Source organism: Nocardioides taihuensis (assembly GCF_042657275.1).
Lineage (GTDB): Bacteria > Actinomycetota > Actinomycetes > Propionibacteriales > Nocardioidaceae > Nocardioides > Nocardioides taihuensis.
The window spans coordinates 220503-239693 of sequence record NZ_JBHSKD010000018.1 but is presented as its reverse complement, the minus strand read 5'-3'; the positions used below and the strand labels follow the sequence as shown (position 1 = coordinate 239693).

At 73.3% G+C, this 19191-nt stretch carries 13 protein-coding genes and 1 pseudogene; 4 read left to right on the top strand and 10 right to left on the bottom strand.

Annotated elements, in window-relative coordinates:
- Positions 1-15: 15 nt before the first annotated feature.
- The 6 genes from ACFPGP_RS15020 to ACFPGP_RS14995 all read right to left on the bottom strand — a co-directional run bounded on the left by ACFPGP_RS15020 (position 16) and on the right by ACFPGP_RS14995 (position 11005).
- Positions 16-1827 carry a sulfotransferase family protein gene (locus ACFPGP_RS15020; RefSeq protein WP_378591476.1) on the bottom strand — a complete coding sequence of 604 codons (1812 nt, stop codon included), beginning with the start codon at positions 1825-1827 and terminating at the stop codon, positions 16-18.
- Positions 1824-3572 (bottom strand): Wzz/FepE/Etk N-terminal domain-containing protein, encoded by a 1749-nt coding sequence (locus ACFPGP_RS15015; RefSeq protein ID WP_378591475.1) that lies wholly within the window; start codon positions 3570-3572, stop codon positions 1824-1826. The genes ACFPGP_RS15020 and ACFPGP_RS15015 overlap by 4 nt, the downstream gene beginning before the upstream one ends.
- Before the next feature lie 75 nt (positions 3573-3647).
- On the bottom strand, positions 3648-8279 hold the full coding sequence (locus ACFPGP_RS15010) for a PKD domain-containing protein (RefSeq protein ID WP_378591473.1): 4632 nt from the start codon (positions 8277-8279) through the stop codon (positions 3648-3650).
- A gap of 130 nt (positions 8280-8409) precedes the next feature.
- The gene (locus ACFPGP_RS15005) at positions 8410-9081 is read right to left on the bottom strand and encodes a glycosyltransferase (protein WP_378591472.1); all 672 of its coding nucleotides are present in this window, start codon (positions 9079-9081) and stop codon (positions 8410-8412) included.
- On the bottom strand, positions 9078-9533 hold the full coding sequence (gene pssD / locus ACFPGP_RS15000; RefSeq protein ID WP_378591470.1) for a PssD/Cps14F family polysaccharide biosynthesis glycosyltransferase: 456 nt from the start codon (positions 9531-9533) through the stop codon (positions 9078-9080). Before pssD ends, ACFPGP_RS15005 begins: the two co-directional genes overlap by 4 nt.
- Positions 9533-11005, bottom strand: coding sequence for an exopolysaccharide biosynthesis polyprenyl glycosylphosphotransferase (locus ACFPGP_RS14995; protein WP_378591468.1), 1473 nt, complete (start codon positions 11003-11005; stop codon positions 9533-9535). The genes pssD and ACFPGP_RS14995 overlap by 1 nt, the downstream gene beginning before the upstream one ends.
- Before the next feature lie 333 nt (positions 11006-11338).
- Between ACFPGP_RS14995 and ACFPGP_RS14990 the strand changes: the two are divergent.
- From ACFPGP_RS14990 to ACFPGP_RS14980, 3 genes and pseudogenes are all read left to right on the top strand, one after another.
- Positions 11339-11767: pseudogene (locus ACFPGP_RS14990) on the top strand (DUF2254 family protein); the annotation flags it as partial.
- Positions 11768-11882: 115 nt separating this feature from the next.
- Positions 11883-12560, top strand: coding sequence for a DUF2254 family protein (locus tag ACFPGP_RS14985; RefSeq protein WP_378591467.1), 678 nt, complete (start codon positions 11883-11885; stop codon positions 12558-12560).
- 6 nt (positions 12561-12566) lie between these two features.
- Positions 12567-13766, top strand: a complete 1200-nt coding sequence (locus tag ACFPGP_RS14980) for a cation:proton antiporter (RefSeq protein ID WP_378591529.1) — start codon at positions 12567-12569, stop codon at positions 13764-13766.
- A 97-nt stretch (positions 13767-13863) separates the two neighbouring features.
- On the opposite strand, the gene ACFPGP_RS14975 is transcribed toward ACFPGP_RS14980, so the two are convergent.
- The 4 genes from ACFPGP_RS14975 to ACFPGP_RS14960 all read right to left on the bottom strand — a co-directional run bounded on the left by ACFPGP_RS14975 (position 13864) and on the right by ACFPGP_RS14960 (position 16507).
- The gene (locus ACFPGP_RS14975; protein ID WP_378591465.1) at positions 13864-14262 is read right to left on the bottom strand and encodes a VOC family protein; all 399 of its coding nucleotides are present in this window, start codon (positions 14260-14262) and stop codon (positions 13864-13866) included.
- 60 nt (positions 14263-14322) lie between these two features.
- Positions 14323-15099, bottom strand: coding sequence for a 3'(2'),5'-bisphosphate nucleotidase CysQ (locus ACFPGP_RS14970; protein WP_378591464.1), 777 nt, complete (start codon positions 15097-15099; stop codon positions 14323-14325).
- A gap of 26 nt (positions 15100-15125) precedes the next feature.
- On the bottom strand, positions 15126-15722 hold the full coding sequence (gene pth, locus ACFPGP_RS14965) for an aminoacyl-tRNA hydrolase (protein ID WP_378591463.1): 597 nt from the start codon (positions 15720-15722) through the stop codon (positions 15126-15128).
- 98 nt (positions 15723-15820) lie between these two features.
- Complete coding sequence (locus ACFPGP_RS14960; protein WP_378591461.1) at positions 15821-16507, bottom strand: 50S ribosomal protein L25/general stress protein Ctc; 687 nt, start codon at positions 16505-16507, stop codon at positions 15821-15823.
- Positions 16508-16732: 225 nt separating this feature from the next.
- On the opposite strand from ACFPGP_RS14960, the gene pepN reads away from it, so the two are divergent.
- Positions 16733-19168 carry an aminopeptidase N gene (gene pepN / locus ACFPGP_RS14955; RefSeq protein ID WP_378591460.1) on the top strand — a complete coding sequence of 812 codons (2436 nt, stop codon included), beginning with the start codon at positions 16733-16735 and terminating at the stop codon, positions 19166-19168.
- The last annotated feature ends 23 nt before the right edge of the window (positions 19169-19191 follow it).

Genomic DNA, 19191 nt, shown 5'->3' with positions numbered 1-19191 from the left:
GTCTCTACGACCGGCTCACGAGTACCCGTACCAGCGGCGGAGCGGAGCGGTCACGAGCTCCACCAGCCGCCGGTCGTCGCGGGGCATGTCGGCGCGCCACTGCTCGTCGAGCCGCAACGGCATGCTGCCGTCGTGGAGCCGGATCCGACCGGCGGCGACGACGTGCGTGCGCGGGACCGTGACGCTGTCCGGGTCGACCCAGCCGAGGTCGGCGGCAGCGGCGTCCTCAGGACGCTCGGCCGTCAGGGCCAGGATGCGACGCAGCGAGGCGCGGGGATCGGCGACCAGGTCCTCGTAGCGGACCCGCGTCACCGCGACACCGCACCGGGCCAGCGCGGCGACGGCGAGGTTCACGGTCACCCAGCGCCGGCTCACCTTGCGGGTGCTGCTGCGCGGCATCTCGTCGCGCAGCGCCGCCCCCTCCGGGAGGGCCACGTGCTTGTTGAAGGAGAACGCCACGCCCCGCGGGTCGCGCACGACCTGGACGACGCGCAGGTCGACGTCGGGCATGGTCCGCAGCACGTAGGCCAGGCTCGGTCGCTTGGACGAGTCGACCACGACCTGCTGCCCGGAGACCTCGGCGACCGCGGCGTAGAGCCGGCGCAGCAGGCCGGTGTACTCCGCGAGGTCGGCCTCGAAGCGCCGCGGCCGCCGCGACGAGAGGAGCAGCGGGATCCGGTCGGTGCGGTCGACGCGCGCCTGGAGCCGCATCACGTGGTCCGCGTCGACGGCGTCCCAGCCGCCGAACGCGACCGCGCCGACCTCGGTCCAGAAGGGGCAGCGCGAGAACGGCTCGCCGCAGGCGCAGAGGCCGTCGTGGGCCAAGCAGTTGCGCCACAGGTAGAACAGCTCGCCCACCCCGACGTGCCCGGGGAGCTGGTGCAGCATCAGGTCGGTCAGCGTCGAACCGCTGCGGGGCATGCCGCCGACGTAGAGCACCCGCAGCCGGTCGGCGGCCCGCGGGACGAGGGGTACGACGGAGCGCGGCGCCGGCAGCGGGAACGGGCCGGCCACCCCGAGCTCCTCGAAGTCGTAGCCGAACCGCTCCACACGGTCGGCGAAGCGGCGACGCAGCAGGCCGACCCGCAGCCTGGTCAGCGGCGAGGAGGAGCTGCGCCACCGCCGCCAGGTGTCGGCGTAGGAGTCGCTGCGCCTGCCGTCGAAGGACGCGTCGGAGAGCGGCTCCTCCAGGCCGAGGAACTCGCCCAGCGCGTCGAGCGTGCGGCGCGGCTCGGAGACGAGGTCCTCGTAGCGGACCACGTGGACGTTGCGCAGCCGGGCGGCGTCGGCGAGGAAGGTCTCGTGGGCGCGGAGCCAGTGCTCGACGAGCCGGCCGGTCCGCGTGGTGGGGCCGGACCACTTGAGGGTCGAGAGGGCGACCACCACCGGGTGCCGCACCACGACCACGAAGCGCGCGTCGGGGTAGAGCGCCTGCAGGAAGCGGGTCATCACCAGGTTGGGGGGCGACTTCTCCAGGAGCAGCCGGCGGTCGAGGTCCCAGTGCCGCGACCACTGGCCGAGCATCCGCTCGGCGTTGGCGGGCGTGGCCAGGGGCGAGTCCTCGGTGAGGTGCGCCCGCGGGTCGTGGGCGAAGCGGCCGGCACCGCCGTACTCCCGCGCGGCGGGGTAGACGTCCTGCAGGTGCTGGCCCTCGTCCTCCTTGACACCGGTGTCGCGGAAGCCGCTGATCTCGGGGTGCTCGGCCAGGAGACGCGCGAGCGGGGTGGTCCCGCTGCGGTGCAGCCCGGCGACGAAGACGAGGCGTCGGGAGTCGATGCCGACGGCGTCCACGCTCGCGTGGTCGCCGCGGACCTCCGGCGCGGTCACGGTCTCGCCTCACCACCGGCCGGGCGGTCGACCGGACGGATCTCGCCGTCGCCGGCTGCGAGGGGGGCGCCGCCGTTGACCGGTGTCCCGTTGCGGTGGACGCCGTTCGTGGTGCCGTTCGCGTGGCTGCCGGGCTGGTCGCCGGCGCGGTGGGGTGTCCCTCCGGGACCGGCCGGCCGACGGATCGGACCGGGCGCGTCGCCCGGCTCCGGGGCGAACCGGTCGATGCCGAGGTCGCTGTCGCCGGAGTCGACCTCACCGGGCGCCGGCTCGGAGTCGGCGGTGATCACGTTGAGGCGCTGGGTGCGGTGGAACGCGCGGCGGTGCGGCTTCTCGAGCACGACGACGGCGACGTTCTCGATGCCCGACTTCGTGATGCTGGTGAGCACCGACTCCACCGACCCCCGCAGGGTGCGCCCCAGGGCGACGAGCACCACCGCGACGTCGACCTGGCGACCGAGCAGCGGCAGGTCGACGACCGGGTCGTCGTTGGGGAGCCCGAGCACCAGGAAGTCGTGCTTGGACCGGAGGCCGCGCAGCCGCTTGGCGAGGGCTGAGGCGTGCACCTCGCCCGCGACCACGGTGTCGATCGACTCGTAGTCGGGCAGGCTCAGCAGGCCCCGGGTGCCCGCCGCCACTGAGCGGTCCGCAGCGGTCAGGTGGCCGGGACGGGTGAGGTACACGGCCGAGGCGCCGGCCCGGGACCCGGCCACGGCGAGGGAGAACGCGAGCCGCTCGCCGGCGAGCACGGCCTCCGGCGCCACCACGACGGTCGACTCGGTGGCGGCCGGTCCGTTGGCGCGCAGCGAGTGGTAGACGGCACGCACCTCGGCGTCGAGGCGCACCCCGGCGGGGTCGTCGAGGCTGCCGTCACCCCACGGCATCCGCGCCAGCGGCTTGAGCCCGAAGATCCGCTCGATGTCGACCGCGGAGTGGATCCGCTTGTCGCGACGCTCCCGGATGCCGGCCAGCACCACGCCGGCGAGCAGCCCCGCCATCAGGCCGGAGGGCAGCACGAGCAGCGGGTTGGGGTCGACGGGGGCGCTCGGCCGGGTCGCGTCGTTGCTGATGTAGCCCGGGTAGACCGTGGCGTCCTTCACCGGCGCGAGGTCGGCCTGGTACTGCTCGAGCTGGGAGTTCAGTGCGGTGCGCTGGGCGATGAGGAACGCCCGGTCCACCTTCTGCCCCGGGCCGGTCAGCTGCTGGATCCCGGCGCCCAGGTCCGTGATCTTCTTCGTGAGCGTGTCGATCTCGCCCTGGAGACGGGTCTCTTCCTTCTGCAGCTGCAGCAGCGCCTCCTGCTCCCGGTTCGCGAGGTAGGCCTGGGCGAAGGCCTGCGCACCGGTCTGCGCGGCGACCGCCGTGGGGGCCCGGAAGGTGATGTTGAGGACGGTGGTGTTGGCCGGCACGGTGACCGTGACCCGTGACGCCAGGCGGCGCAGCCCCTCGGTCGACTCGAGGTCCTGCGCGGCGTTCGAGACGACGTCGTCGGACTTCACGAGCTGCGCCTCGGTGTCGAGGTTGATCGCGTCGTTGGTGCGGGCCCCCTCCGCAGGGTTGTCCGACGGCAGCGCGGCCACCGACACCTTGGCGGTCGACGCGTAGGTCAGCTGCGCGAACTGCAGGTAGACCAGGGCCAGCGCCAGCCCGACGGCCGCGCCGCCCACGATCCACCGCCAGCGGCGCCGGGCGATGAGCAGATAGTCCCCGAGCTCGCGCGCGTGCGCGGCAGTCGGCTCAGCCATGGTCAGGTCCCCCTCGGCGGTGGCGGGCCGGGAGGCCCGCCACCGGTTCGTCGGTACAGGTGCTGCAGCACGGACTCATGGTGCCACCGTGACACTCCGCGTGGTGGTGGAAGCCTTGCCCCAGCCGTCGGTGACCGTCAGGGTCACCACGTAGGTCCCCGCGGCGGGGAACGTGTGCGTCGAGCTCGCCGTCGTGCTCGTCGGCGTGCCGTCCCCGAAGTTCCACAGGTAGGTGAAGGTGTCACCTGCGTTGGGGTCGGTCGACGTCGCACCGCTGAGCCCGCAGACCAGGCCCACGCAGGTCGGCGTCGAGATCGTCGCGGTGGGCGCGACGTTGCCGGCCGGCTCGGTGATCGTCACCGGCAGGGTCGTCGTCCCCGTGACGCCGTACTCGTCCTTCACCGTCAGCGTCACCGTGAAGGTGCCGGCCGAGGTGTAGGTCACGGTCGGGACCGACCCGGAGGCCGTCCGCCCGTTGCCGAAGTTCCACGACCACGACAGGCTGGACGGCGACTCGTCGATGCTGGTCCGGCCGTCGAACGTGCACACGTTGGACGCACAGCTGAAGGTGGCGTTGGCTACGGGTGCGGCGTTGCTGGCCGGAATCGTCACCGACACCGGGACGTCGCGCGACGCGGGGAACTGCCCGATGCTGTCCACGGGTCGCGTCCGCACGGTGTAGGCGCCCGCGGGGATCGCCGGCGTCGTGTAGGAGTAGTTGGACCCCGGCGAGCCCGGCGAGTTGAGGAACGCCGAGATCCAGCGCTCGGTCGTGCCCGAGAACGTCCCGGTGCTGGTCATGTAGAGGCCGGAGGAGTTGACCACGGCCACCTCGACCCGCGCCATGGCGACGTCGTCCTCCGCTCGGCCACTGACGAAGATCCGGCCGTCCTCGAAGACGGTGCCCGCCGGCGGCGAGACCAGGTCGAGGTTGAGGGCAGGATCCGCGTCACCGGGGTAGACCAGGTAGCGCGCGGTCGCGCCGGTGGTCGAGGTGTCGGTCTGCCCGGCGGAGTCGATCGCGAAGGCGGTGACGTTCCAGTCACCGGCGCGGGGCAGGTCGATGGACCTGCTGAAGCCGGTGCTCGTGGCGCCCGGAGCGGCCAGGGTGGTCGGCAGCACCTGGTAGCCGGTGCCCAGCGTCCCGTCCGGCTGCAGGTAGCGGCCCGTGTCGGCCTCGCGCAGCACCAGCCCGACGGAGGCCACGCCCTTGTCGTCGGTCGCGGTGCCGGCCAGGTCGAGGTGCAGGACCTCGAGCGAGCGGTCGGTCCCGCTGAAGGACAGCAGCCCGTTGGGAGCCGCGTCACCCGGGACGGCCACGTTGATCGTGAGCCGGCCCTGGTAGGACGACGAGGTCGTGAGGTCCTGCTTGTCCGTGGCCCGCACCGCGAAGGTGTAGGTGCCGGGCTCGAGGTCCTCGGGCATCGTGTACGACCAGTCGTAGGACGTGCCGCTGAAGTTGGCCGGGGAGATCTTGTGGAAGCCGGCGATCACGTCCGGGCCCCACGACCCGTCGGCGCCGAGGTTGTCCCGGGTCACCGTGTTGCGCAGGCTCACCTCGACGGTCGCGAGGTCCTGGTCGTCGGTCGCGGTCCCGGTGAAGGTGATCCGCCCACCGGGCGCCATGGTCAGCGACGGCGACGGGGTCGGCGGCGTCACGGCGAGCGGGGTGGAGATCGTGACCGACGGCGCCTGGCCGCTGGTGTCCACGGTGTAGTCCACCACCTCCTGGCGTGTGTCGGACTGGCCCGCGGTGTCCACGGCCGTGGCGCTGACCTTCCAGTCACCCTCGTTGGGCAGGTTGAGCTCGTACTGCCACGTGGCCGAGGTCGCGTCCGGGACGTCGGGATCGATCCGGAACGTCGTGTACCCGTCGACGAGCGACCCGTCCGGCGTCAGGTAGCGCCCGGTCGCGATGTCCTTGACGTAGAGGATGATCGAGCTGACGCCATTGTCGTCGGTCGCGGTCCCGCGGAGGATGAACGTCGTCGAGGTCTGCAGGGTGCCGCTCGGGCCGGTGATGCGTGTGCTGGGCGGCAGGTCGTCGAAGCTGAAGGACTCGATCTTCTTCTCGGCCTTGACCGGGTCCTGGGCACCCGAGGAGGCCACGGCCCGCGCCCGGATCGTCATCTCCCGCGCGGTCGTCACGGTCAGCGGCAGCGACCACGAGGTCTTCCCGTCGGCAGGCGTGCTGAGCTGGGCGTCGATCGTGTTGAAGGTGCTGCTCCACGTGGTGAGGTCGTCCTGCAGGTAGGCGCTGCCGCTCTGGACCTCGACCTGCACCCGGGCCACCGAGCCGGTGGTCACGGTCGCGTCGCCCTGGATCGTGAACGGCTCGTTGGCGTGCACGACCCGACCCTGGATCGGGCTGGTGATGGTGGTGTCGGGCGAGCTGGGGGCCGGGTTGTCCGCGAGGCGGAAGAAGGCCACGCGGCCGGTGCTGACGCCGCCCTGCCGCTTGGCGTCACCGCCGCTGAGCAGGCCCTGCGAGGTGGCCTGGAGCGCCTTGTTGCCCTCGATGGAGTTGGAGCCGGGGTGCCACTCGAGCGCCTTCCCGGTGGCCGGGTCGAGCGCGCCGAGGTGGTCGCGGCGGACCACCTGGTCCCCCAGGCCGTAGCCGGAGAGGCCCTGCCCGGTGCCGTAGCCGATGTCGTCCTGGCCCGGCCACGGATCGGGAGCGGTCGGCGACTCGTTCCACTGGAAGTGCCCGCCGATGTAGACGGCCTTCTCGGTGATCGCGACCGAGTAGACGCTGTCGAAGCAACGCGAGATCCACAGGGGCTCGACGCCGTCGCCGCCGTCGAACGAGAAGGCGACCGCGGTGTCGTTGATCGGCGGGCGGTCGCCGCCCGACCCGCTGCCCACGACGAAGTAGGAGTCGTCGGGTGCAACATCGCCCGCGTAGATGCGCTGGATGCCGCCGACGTACTGGAGGTTGTCCTCCCACAGGTGCGTCCGCCACGGCAGCAGCTGCTTGCTCGCGGTGTCGATGAGGCCGATGCCGTAACGGTTCTGGTCGTCGATGCGCCGCGCCGTGTGCACCACGACCAGCGTGCTGCTGTCATGGGTGAGCTTGAGCTGCTGCACCGTCAGCGTGCCGTTGGTGCCGATGCCGCCGGAGAGCTGGTTGTCGAACGCGAGGTCCACGGCGCCGGTGCTCGAGCTCACCGCGGCGAGGCCGACCCGGGTCACACCGTTGATCTTGCTGAAGCGGCCGCCGACGTAGACGGTCGTGTTGCTGACCGCCAGGGCGTTGCCCTGGCTGTTGGCGTTGGCCGTGAACCCGGCCACCGGTGCACCGGTGGTGGGGCTGAGCGAGGCGATCTTGGCCTTGGCCACGCCGTTGACCGTGTCGAAGGAGCCGGTGACGAACAGCTTGGTGCCGTCCGGGGACGCCTCGACCGCGCTCACCCCGCCGCCACCGAAGGTCGGCCGGAAGGTGGTGTCGATCAGGCCGGTGTCGAGGTTGATCGCCATCAGGTTCGGCTGCGTCACCGTGGCGCCGTTGCCGGCCACGTTGACCGCGGAGCTGAACGTGCCGGCGACGTACGCCTTGTTGCCGATGGTCTCGATGTCCCAGATCTCGCCGCCGGTGATCCGCGGGAACGCCGCCCGCGCCTTCTCCGGCACCAGGGTCGTGTGGCCGGGCTTGGGCTGGTTGCCCTGCGCGACGGGCGCCGTCACGGTGACCGACTGGGTGGACTGGCTGGTGGTCGTCCCGTCGCTCACCGTCAGCGTCACGTTGCGGGTGCCGGCGCCGGCGTAGGTGTGGCTGGGCGAGACGCCCGAGCCGGTGCTGTTGTCACCGAAGTTCCAGGCGTAGGTCAGGGGGTCGCCGTCGGGGTCGCTCGAGCCCGTGGCGTCGAAGTTGCAGGCGAGCCCGCCGCAGCTGAAGGCGAACACCGCGACCGGCGGGCGGTTGCCGGCGACCCCGGGGCTCACCACGACCGAGAACAGCGCACTGCGGTTGACCGAGGTGCTGGTGGTGGCGGTGCGTCCGGCTGCCGTGCCGGCGGCCACCGGGCCCCCGGAGTCGCCGACGATCTGGGACACCTTGCCGGTACCGGTGCCGGCCGCGGTGGTGCGCTGGGTGACCTCGGCCGGCAACGTCCACGTCGTGTCGGTGCCGGACTTCTCCGCCCAGGCGCTGACGAGCCAGGAGCCCTCGTCGGCGACCGGCACGGCCGGGGTGGTGTGGCTGGTCGCCGGGCTGTCCGAGCCGCCCTGCGCCGACGCCGTCACGCTGGGCGAGGGGCCGGAGCTGCGGTAGGCGGTGAGGGACATGACCGACTTGGCGGACGCGGCGCTGGTCGCGCGGACCTGCGAGCCGGCGTCGGAGGCGGTGGCGACGCGTGTCCAGACCCGGCCGGTGATGCCGCTGCCGGCGTGGGTCTGGAGAGCCGTCCAGCCGGTGGGGCCGGTGACGGTGGTCTGGGTGTTCCAGGTCAGCACGAGCACCATCACGTCGCCGGCCTGCACCGACGACGGCACGTTGACCGTGTGCGCGGTGCGGTTGCCGGCGGTGCTGGCGGCGGCGACCTGGCCGAGCGTGGCGGGCGCGGCCGAGGCGGACGGGGGCGCGAGGAGCGAGCCCCCGACGGCCGTGACCAGCCCGACCACGACCGCGGTCAGCGCCGCGGCCAGGGTGCGGGCAGGGCGACGTCGAGGCTCTGCTCGGTGCGCGGGCGCACGATCGATGGTTCCCACTGGTACCCCATTCCCTCCGGCACGGGCCAGGGCGGCCCGGCTGCGATGCTGGCACCGGGAGGACCCTCCAGCGCCAGATGCCCGCGTGACCTCCCCCATTTGGGTGAGAGGGGTGCGAGCCGGTCCAACGTCAGTTGCGCTGGCTGCGCGTCAGCGAGCGCCGACGGCCCGACCGGGGCCGCGGCGCGATCCACGACCGCGCACGCGGGGCGTGGTCGCGGATCAGCTCGTCGAGCTCCTGGGCGAGCAGCTCGCGCGCGAGCGCGGTCGGGTCGTGCTGGCCGGGCGGGCGGCCGGTGAGGCCGAGCGCGACCGGTCCGTACGCCGAGCCGAGCACGGGGCCGTCACCGGTCCCGGCCAGGGCGTGGGCGGCGCCCGCCGTCTCCCGCCGGCGGGACGCCGCCTGCCGGACCGCATCGTCGAGGGCGCCGGCACTGTCGGCCCGGACGACGACGCCTGCGCGGTCCACGAGGGAGGCAAAGCGTTGCTGGTGGCCGTCGACGTGCTCGCCGAGGGCGGGGTCGCGCGGCACGCAGACCGGGACGTGGCCGAGGCCGCGGGCATCCATGATCGTGCCCGGACCGCCGTGGCAGACCACCGCGTCGGCGTCCGCCAGCATGGTCACGAGGTCGTCGTGCGGCAGGAAGGCGTGGGCCTCGGCGTGGGTCGGGGGGCGCGAGCTGCCGTGCTGCACGACCCAGCGGGACCCGGGGTCGCGCTGCGCGCACTCGTCGGCCCAGGCGACCAGACGGTCGAAGGGGTGGTGGTCGGTGCCCACGAGCACCAGGACGGTGGCGTTCACAGCAGCGGCCCCACGAGGTGTGCGTCCGGGTAGAAGTCGAGCTGCTGGTCCCACTGCACGATCCGGCGCGTGGTGAAGGGACCGCAGAGGCGGCCGGTCAGCGTCGGGCTGTCGACGCGGTCGTAGACCTCGATGAACGCGGTGGGGATGCCCATCGCGCGGGCGGCCACGAAGAACGGCACCGCGACCCCGGCCCCGGTGCTGACCACCAGCGAGGGGCGGTGCCGGCGCAGCGTCCGGACGGCGAGCGCGGCGTTGCGCACGAGGTTGACCACGTTGCGGGTGGTCGGGGAGTAGGACGTGACCACGTGCTCGTCGGCGAGGCGGTCACGCACGTCGGGGGTGTCGGGGCAGACCCAGACGCGGTCGTGCTCCTCCCACCAGGAGCGCAGCACGAGCAGCTGGGCGAGGTGCCCTCCCTGGCTGCTCACGAGCAGGACGGGGCCGGTCATCAGTAGGCCCCCTTCCCGCCGGTCACGGCGCGCACGGTCTGCAGGCAGATCCGGAGGTCGTCGCCGATGGTGACGTTGTCGGTGTAGTGGACGTCGAGCTCGACGCTGGTGTCCCAGTCGAGGTCGGAGCGTCCGCTCACCTGCCACAGACCGGTCATGCCGGGCTTGACGGCCAGTCGCCGGCGGGCCACGAGGTCGTACTGCTCGACCTCGCGCGGCAGCGCCGGGCGCGGCCCCACCAGCGACATCTCGCCGCGCACGACGTTGATCAGCTGCGGCAGCTCGTCGAGCGACGAGCGGCGCAGGAAGTGGCCGACGCGGGTGATGCGCGGGTCGTGGTGGATCTTGAAGAGGACCCCGTTGCCCTCGTCGACGGCCGCGAGCTCGGCCTTGTGGACCTCGGCGTCGACCACCATCGTGCGCAGCTTGTACATCGTGAACAGCTGCCCGCCCTGGCCGACGCGGACCTGGCGGAAGAACGCCGCGCCGTGCGAGTCGATCCGGATCGCGATCGCGAGCGTGAGCAGCAGCGGCGAGGCGAGCAGGAGCAGCAGGGTGCCGCCGACGCGGTCGACGACGGCCTTGCCGAGGCGGACGTGCACGCCCGGGCGGCTCGAGCCGATCTCGGTGATCGAGTGGCCGGCCACGTGGGCCAGCGACAGGCGGCGCAGCGGGACGGAGTCGAGGCCGGTCAGGACCGCCAGCGAGGTGCGGGTGCCCTCGAGCGACCAGCAGAGGCGCCGCAGGTCGTCGCGACCGAGCGTCGTCCCGGGCAGCACGACGACGGTGTCGGGGCCGTGGAGCTCGGCGAGCTCCTCGACGGCTTCGAGGCCGCGCCCCTGCGGGAGGCCGAACGTCTCGAGGTCGAGGTCGAGCTCGTCGTCGCGGTCGTCCACCACCGCGGCGACCAGGTGGACGTCGCGGCACTGGGCCCAGCTCGAGGCGACGTGGCCCACGCCCCCGCGGTCACCGACCACGAGGACGCGCAGCGGCTGGCGCGCGGTCCTGGCGAGGGGGCTGGCCACGACGAGCGCGGCAGTGGCGACGCCGGCGAGCAGCAGGCTGCTGCCGAGCGCGCGGACGTCGAGGGCTCCGGCCACGACGGCGAGGCCGACGACGGCGAAGGGCACGGAGAGGTGGCGGACGAGTCCGGACACCGGGGGCAGGCTGCTGCCCATCCGGCCCTGGATGCCGCGACGGCGCACGGCGAGGTGGACGGCGAGCCACAGCAGGAGCGTCGTCGCGGCCACCGTGTAGCCGTGGCGCAGGAGCGCTGCCGTCACGGTGCCGGCGCCGAGCGCGAGCACCCACGGCACCTGCCGCTGGACGACCTGCGCCACGCCGGCGGGAGCGTGGACCTCGGCGGGCTCCCCCACCTGCGGGAGCGGGACGACGAGGCTCGCTGCGGCAGGGCGCGGGACGTCCACGGACGGAGCCGTCTCCGTCGCGTCCAGGAACACTTCCGCGGTCACGCTGCCCCTACCCCCCGAGACGATCCACTCTCGGCGACCCACCGACACTGCTGGCCGCCTCCCACACCCTCGTGGGGCCGGCCGGGTGGCCACGGGGGCTGAACAGCCATTTCGTCGAATTTGGGGAGGGACCCTCCGACGCGTGGGACGGGTCCCGGCCCGACCCACCACCCGGGTGGGCCGGGGCCGGGGGACCTTCGTCCCTAGAGGGGCGGGCCGAGCGGCCCCTACGGTGAGGCGGTGCTCGCGCTGCGCCCCCGCTCCTCGCGGGCCTTCCGGTGGGTGGAGCTGCGCGACCTGGTGCGCGAGCACTTCTGGGTGATCCCGTCGGCGATGCTGCTCGGAGGCGTCGTGCTGGCCTGGCTGACCGCCTTCGCCGAGGAGCTGGGGGTGCCGGATCGCTGGTCGCGCGGGCTGCCGGTCGACCAGGCCGGCGCCTCGGCGATCCTCGGCGTGCTGGCGACCTCGATGCTGACCTTCGTCGGGGTGGTGTTCACGATGACGCTCGTCGCGCTCCAGCTGGCCAGCGCCCAGCTCTCGCCGCGGGTGGTGCGCACGTTCACGCGCTCGACGCTGACCAAGGTCGCCTTCGGCACGTTCTTGGCGACGTTCAGCTTCTCGGTCGTCGTGCTGGTGCTCGAGGAGGGCACCGCGAACGCCGATGCCCGGTCACGGGCGGTGACGGCGGCCTTCGTGCTCGTGATGGCCAGCGTCGTGGTGTTCATCGCCTACGCCACCCAGACCGTGCGGCTGCTGCAGGTCTCCTGGGTGATCACCGCGGTGGCCGAGGAGACCCGGGGCACGCTGGCCGACAGCTTCCCGGACCGCTCGTCGTACGTCGAGGTGGAGGCGCCGCGGCTCGTCGACGACCCCCCCGGTGGTCCAGCTGCCGCTGCCGGCCCCCGCCTCGCCGGGTGGCGGCCGCTTCGGCGTCGTGTTGGGGATCGACCGGCACCGCCTGGCCGAGGTGGCGCGCCGGCACGGCTGCGTGCTCGTCATCCTGGTGAGGCACGGGCAGTACGTGCCGTCCGGCGGCGCCCTCGCCGCCGTGCACGGCGGCACCGTGCCGTCGAACGACGAGGTCGTCCGCTGCTTCCACCTCGGCCGCGGTCGCACGATGTACCAGGACCCGGCCTTCGGCATCCGGCAGCTGGTCGACGTGGCCATCCAGGCCCTCTCACCGGCGCTCAACCAGGCCGGGACCGCGACGCAGGTGGTCGACCGGCTCGTCGACATCCTCCTGCGGCTCGCCCGGCAACCCTGGCCGACGGGCCTCTTCGTGGACGACGATGACGTCGTGCGACTCGTCGAGCACCGGGACGACTGGGCGCAGCTGCTGTCCCTCTCCTTCACCGAGATCGAGATCGACGGGGCCGGCTCCCCCCAGGTCACGCGACGCCTCGCCGCGGCGTACGACCGGCTCGAGCGCGAGGTCCCTCCCGACCTCGCCGCCGCGCTCGCCCCCCGCCGCGCGGCGCTGGAGGCGGCGGTCGCGCACGCCGGGCGGGTGGACCCGCAGCTCGCGCTGGCCCCCGACCCGCTCGGGATGGGGTGAGCCCGCATCGACACGACGACCACCCTGCAGACCCTGCTGCTCGTCTGCCTCGTCAGCGCGGCCGCTCCCCTGCTGACCACGATGGTCGGCGGCCACGTGCCCCAGGTGGTGCTGCTGCTGGTCGGGGGCGTCCTGATCGGGCCCCAGGTGCTCGGGATCGCCGAGCCGGACCTGGTGGAGCTGATCGCCGAGGTGGGCCTGGGCTTCCTGTTCCTGATCGCGGGCTACGAGGTCGAGCCCCGGCTGCTGCGCGAGCCGGTGGCCACCCGCGCCTTCATCGCCTGGGGCGCCTCCCTGCTGCTCGCGCTGGCGGTCGTCGGCGTCCTCGCGGCCTCAGGTCTGGTGCACGCGTACGTCGCGGTCTCGCTCGCCCTGACGACCACGGCGCTCGGGGTGCTGCTGCCCCTGCTGCGCGACCGCGGCCTGCTCGCGACCCCGTTCGGCGACGCGGTCCTCACCACGGGCGCGGTCGGCGAGATGCTGCCGGTGCTCGCCGTCGCGATCTTCCTGGGCACCCGCGGGAGCTTCGTGGCGCTGCTCTCGCTCGCCGCGATCGCGCTGCTCGCCGTCGTCCTGGCCGCGGTGCCGCGGCTGTTCGCCGGGACCGCGGTGCACCGGGCCTTCACCCAGACCCAGGACGACACCCGCCAGAGCGCGGTGCGCGCCACCGTGCTGCTGCTGGTGCTCTTCTTGACCATCGCCGCCGAGTTCGGCCTCGACGCCGTGCTCGGTGCGTTCCTGGCCGGGATGGTGCTGCGCCAGCTCGGGCCCACCGACCCCGCGGCCTTCGAGCACAAGCTCGACGCTGTCGGCTACGGCTTCTTCATCCCGGTCTTCTTCGTGGTCTCCGGGATGAACCTCGACATCCAGTCGATCGCCGACAACCCGCTGCGCCTCGTGCTCTTCTTCACCCTGCTGCTCGTCGTGCGCGGCCTGCCCACGGTCATCGCCTACCGCGGCATGTTCCCGCTGCGCGACCGGGTCGAGCTCGGCGTGCTCGCGGCCACCGCCCTCCCGTTGCTGGTGGCGATCACCCAGATCGGCCTGGCCAACGGCACCATGCTCCCCGAGAACGCCGCCGCCCTCGTCGGTGCCGGCGCCCTCTCTGTCCTGCTCTTCCCGGCCCTCGCCCTCGCCTCCCACGCCCGTCACGCCGAGGTGGGAGAAATGGCGACGTCAGGTGGGAGAAATGGCGATCCGCCGTGACCATTCCTCCCACCTCGGGTGACCTTTTCTCCCACCTCGGGTGACCATTTCTCCCACCTCGGGTGACCATTTCTCCCACCTCGGCGGTCGGGACGGGTCAGGCGGTGGCGGCGCGTTCGGCCTCCGAGCGGAGGATGCAGAACTCGTTGCCCTCGGGGTCCGCGAGCACGACCCAGCCGGTGCCGGAGCCGTGCTGGTCGCGGTGGTCGGCGACCTGGGTGGCCCCGTGGGCGAGCAGCCGGGCGACCTCCTCGTCGCGGGTACCCGCCCGGGGGCGCAGGTCGAGGTGGAGGCGGTTCTTGACCTGCTTGACGTCGGGCACCTCGATGAACAGGAGCTGGTGCCCCGTCTCGGGGTCGCGGATCATGCACTCCTCGTGCCCGGGCTCGTTGGGGTCGTCCTCGAGGTCGCGGTAGCCGAGCACCGGCTTCCACCACCCGGAGAGCTCGTAGGCGTGGTGGCAGTCGATGGTCGTGTGGCTGATGAACGACGTCATGGCCGCAGCCTCGCGGCGGGTGGCGCGCCTGTCGAGCGATTTGCCCGGCAGGCGACGTCGTCAGTCGGTGCCGTGGCGCCGGACGAAGTCGATGATCTGGTCGGCGAGCTCGGGGCGGCAGACGATCAGGTCGGGCAGCGACACGTCGTCCTGGTTGTAGACGAGCTCGGCGCCGTTCACGCGCGAGCAGAAGAGCCCGGCGGCGCGGGCGACGGCGACGGGGGCGGCGTTGTCCCACTCGTACTGCCCGCCGGCGTGCACGTAGGCGTCGGCGACGTCGCGGACCACCGACATCACCTTCACGCCGGCGGAGCCCATCGGCACCAGCTCGGCGTCGATCTCCTCGGCGAGGGCCTGCACGAAGGCCGGCGGGCGGGTGCGGGAGACCGCGATCCGCGGGCGGGTCGAGGTGCGCGGCGGCAGCACGGGCGGGTTGCCGGTGTTGAAGGTCTCGCCGAGCGCGGGCTGGGCGACGGCGCCCGCCACGAGCAGGCCGTCCTGCCAGAGCGCGACGTGCACGGCCCAGTCGTCGCGCGGCGGCTCGGAGAACTCGCGGGTGCCGTCGAGGGGGTCGATGATCCAGACCCGGTGCGCGTCGAGACGCGACTTGTCGTCGGCGGCCTCCTCCGAGAGCACCGCGTCGTCGGGCCGGTGGGCGGCGAGGAGCTCGGCGATGAGGGCCTGCGCGGCGGCGTCGCCGGCGTCCTTGAGCTCACGGCCCTCGAGGCCCTGGCCGCGGACCTCGAGCAGCCGCTCGCCCGCCACGGTGGCGAGCCAGGTCGCGAAGACGTGGTCGTCGGTGGCGGCCTCGGCGGGGAGGGTGGGTGCGTCGGTCACGGTGGTGCCCTTCTCTTGCTGGGATGTCAGGAGTTGAAGCGCTGCTGGGTCTTCTCGAGGCCCTCGGTGACCAGGCACTCGACCGCATCGGCCGCGTCGACCACCTGGAAGGGGATCTCCTTGCGCTCGGTCGCGGAGTAGTTGGACAGGACGAAGTCCGCGACGTCCTGGCGGCCCTGCGGGCGGCCGATGCCGACCCGGACGCGGTGGAAGTCGCCGGTGCCGAGCGACGAGCGCAGGGAGCGCAGCCCGTTGTGGCCGTTGTCGCCGCCCCCCAGCTTGACCCGCATGGAGCCGAACGGGAGGTCGAGCTCGTCGTGCACGGCCACGACGCGGGCCGGCGGCACCTTGTAGAAGGTGGCCAGCGCCTTCACCGGCCCACCTGTCTCGTTCATGTAGCAGCGGGGGCGGGCCAGCACCACGCGCGGACCCGGCGCGCCCGGGACGCCGCCGAGGCGACCCTCGACCACGTCGGCGCGACCGGTCTTGTGCGCGCGCAGCGCAGCACCCATCCGTTCGGCCAGCTCGTCGACGACGAGGTAGCCGACGTTGTGCCGGTGCCCGGCGTACGACGGACCGGGGTTGCCCAGCCCGACGACGAGCCAGACCTCCGCGTCGCTCATGTCGTCTCCGCTCACGTCTCCCCACCCGCCCGGGTGGGGCGAGCGGGGGGCGTCGGCCGGTCCGCGGAAGAGCCGGGCCAGCCGACGACCCAGCCGGGTCACTCCTGGGAGCCGCCCTCGGCCGGCGCGGCCTCGCCCTCGGCCGGAGCGGCAGCCTCGGCGGCCTCGGCGACGGACTCGTCGCGCTCGATGCCGGCCTCGGCCTCGGCCTCCTCCAGCTCGGCCTCGACCTCCTCGGCGGTGGGCGCGTTGGTGATGTTCACGATCAGCATCTCGGCATCGGTGAGCAGCGAGCTGCCCGAGGGGAGCTTGAGGTCGGAGGCGTGGATCTGGGTGCCGACCTCGGCGCCCTCGATGTCGACCTCGATCGACTCGGGGATGTGGGTCGCCTCGGCCTCGACCGACACGGTGGTGTTCTCGACGACCACGAGGGCGTCGCGGACGGCCTCGCCGACGAGCTGGATGGAGATGTCGACGGTGACCTTCTCGCCCTTCTTCACCTCGACGAAGTCGATGTGCTCCAGGTTGCGGGTGATCGGGTCGACCTGCACCTGCTTGGTCAGGCCGAGCTGCAGCTTGCCGTCGATCTCGAGCTCGAGCAGCGCGTTGGTGCCGCCGTGCTTGAGCGCCATCATCGTGTCGTGGCCCGGCAGGGTGATGTGGAGCGGGTCGGAGCCGTGGCTGTAGATGACGGCCGGCACCTTGTCCTGGCGGCGGATGCGGCGGGCCGCACCCTTGCCGAACTCGGTGCGGGTCTCGGCGACGATCTTCTCGGGGGCGGACATGTGCGTCTCCTCTGGCTGCGGAACAGGTGGGGGCCCCGGAGACAGCACGGGCGCCGCGCGACCGGGTCAGCGCGGCGCACCGGAGGTGTCGCCAGCCCTGTCGATCACGGAGCGGTGCTCCCTCGCCGAGGCATCAGCCCACGATCCTAGCCGCGGCGCGCCGGAGGCGGCGAATCGGCGCCCGGCGCTCCGGAGCCCCGCACCCGCCGGGGTAGCGTGCCGCGGGTGCCGCTCACCCTCGCCGAGGCCCGCGCGCGGGCCGCCCTGCTCAGCAACGTCTCCTACGACGTCCACCTCGACCTCGCCGACGCCGCGGGCTCCGCCACGTCGGAGTACGCCGTGCGGGCGGTGGTGCGCTTCGCGTGCGCCGAGCCCGGCGCCGGCACCTTCCTCGAGCTCGCGCACGCCCGCGACGTGACCGTCGACGGCGCCCCCGCGTCGTACGACGGCCGGCGGATCGCGCTCGACGGGCTGGCGGCGACCAACGAGGTCGTCGTCGAGGCCCGGGTGCCCTACGTGACCGACGGCGACGGCATGCACACCTTCACCGACCCGGCCGACGGCGAGCGCTACGTGTCGGCGTACTGCGGCATGGACGTGACGCAGAAGGTCCTCCCCTGCTTCGACCAGAACGACCTCAAGGCGCCGGTGACCCTGTCGGTGGCCGCACCCGCCGGCTGGACCGTGCTCGCCAACGGCGCACCCACCGCGGTGCCCGACGGCGACGCGGGCGGGACCTGGACCTTCGCCACCACGCCACCGCTGCCCCCCGCGATGTTCGTGATGTGCGCCGGGCCGTGGGCCTCGGTGCGCTGGGCGCACGCCGGGCGGCCCTTCGGCTGGCACGCCCGGCAGTCCCTGGCGCCGGCCCTCGAGCGCGACGCCGACGAGCTGCGGCGGATCACCGAGGCCTGCTTCGACCACTACGCCCGGATCTTCGACGAGCCCTTCGCCTACGACTCCTACGACCAGGCGATGGTGCCCGGCCAGAACTGGGGCGCGATGGAGACCCCGGGCTGCGTCACCTACCGCGACGAGATGCTGCCGCTGGGCCGGATGACCGAGGGCGAGCGGCGCTCCCGGGCGATGGTGATCGCGCACGAGATGGCCCACATGTGGTTCGGCGACCTGGTGACGATGACCTGGTGGGAGGACACCTGGCTCCAGGAGTCGTTCGCCGACTACATGGGCTTCCGGGTCTCCGAGGACGCCGCGGGCGTCGACGGCGCCTTCGTCGACTTCACGGTCGGTCGCAAGCCCGGCGCGTACGCCGCGGACCAGCGCCGCTCGACCCATCCGGTCGCGGCGATCACCGAGGACGTCACCGACGTCGACGTCGCGGCGGGCAACTTCGACGCGATCTCCTACGCCAAGGGCAACAGCGTGCTGCGGCAGCTGGTGACCTGGCTGGGCGACGAGCCGTTCCTCGCCGGCGTGAACACCTACCTCTCCACCCACCGCCACGGCAACGCGACGCTCGCCGACTTCGTGGCCGCGCTCGACGCTGCGACCGACCGCGACGTGCGCGGCTGGGTCGAGGCGTGGCTGCGCACCACCGGCTTCGACACCCTCCGCGTCCTCCGCGACGAGCAGGGGCCCTACCTCGTCAACGAGGGCAGCCGCCCGCACCGCGTCCGCGTCTCGACGTACGACGACACGCTGGCGCCGCTCGACAGCGCGCTGGTCGACGTGCCGGCCAGCCCCCAGCCGGTGCGGCTGCCCGACGCGCCGGTGCTGGTGCCCAACGCCGGTGGCGAGACCTACGCGCGGGTGCGCCTCGACGAGCAGTCGTGGGCGGCCGTGGTGCGCGACCTCGCCTCGCTGCCCGACGACACCGCCCGCGCGGTGCTGTGGAGCACGGCGTTCGACCTGGTCGCCGAGGGCGAGCTGGGCTCGTCCGACTTCCTCGGCCTGGTCACCCGCAACCTCGCGCGCGAGCCGCGCGCGGCCGTTGTCGAGGCGGTGCTGGCCTGGTGCCGTGCGCGCCTGGTCCCCCGCCACGTCGCGCCCCCCGACGTGCCCGCCGCGCTCGCGCAGCTCGCAGCGGCCTGCGAGAGCGGGCTGGCCTCCGAGCCCGACCCCGAGGTCGCGCTCGCGCTGACCCGCGCCCTCGCGTCGACCACGCCCGACACCGCGCTGCTCGAGCGCTGGCTGGTCGACCGCGAGACCCACACCGGCGTCGCGGTCGACGGCACCCTGCGCTGGCTGGCGCTGCACCGGCTCGCCGGCCTCGGCGCGCTCGACGCCGCGGCGATCGAGGCCGAGCGGGTCGGCGACGGCACCATCGTCGGCGAGCTCGGGGCGCTGCGGGCGCTGGCCGCGCGGCCGCACGCCTCGGCCAAGGCCGAGGCGTGGGCGCGGATGCTCGAGGACCCGGACGTCTCCAACCGCGAGTACACCGCGCTCAACGAGGGCTTCTGGAACCCCGAGCAGCTCGAGCTCGTCGGCCCCTACCTCCAGCGCTACCTCGACGAGGCCCCGGCTGTCGCCGCCGCCCGCGGGCAGGCCTACACCCACGTGCTCGGCCGCACCTTCCCCGCCGTACCGCTCTCGGACGCCGACCGCGACGCCCTCGCCCGCGCCCTCGACCGCGACGACCTCCCCACCCTGCTCCGCCGCCACTGGCAGGACCGCTACGACGACCTGGTCGCGGGGCGCTGAGAGGCCCCGGGGAGGGGGCAATT

Bases quoted from the DNA above. Each gene is read 5' to 3' on its own strand.
- ACFPGP_RS15015 (WP_378591475.1), bottom strand. From the start codon at position 3,572: ATGGCTGAGCCGACTGCCGCGCACGCGCGCGAGCTCGGGGACTATCTG.
- pssD (WP_378591470.1), bottom strand. From the start codon at position 9,533: ATGACCGGCCCCGTCCTGCTCGTGAGCAGCCAGGGAGGGCACCTCGCC.
- ACFPGP_RS14975 (WP_378591465.1), bottom strand. From the start codon at position 14,262: ATGACGTCGTTCATCAGCCACACGACCATCGACTGCCACCACGCCTAC.
- pth (WP_378591463.1), bottom strand. From the start codon at position 15,722: ATGAGCGACGCGGAGGTCTGGCTCGTCGTCGGGCTGGGCAACCCCGGT.
- ACFPGP_RS14960 (WP_378591461.1), bottom strand. From the start codon at position 16,507: ATGTCCGCCCCCGAGAAGATCGTCGCCGAGACCCGCACCGAGTTCGGC.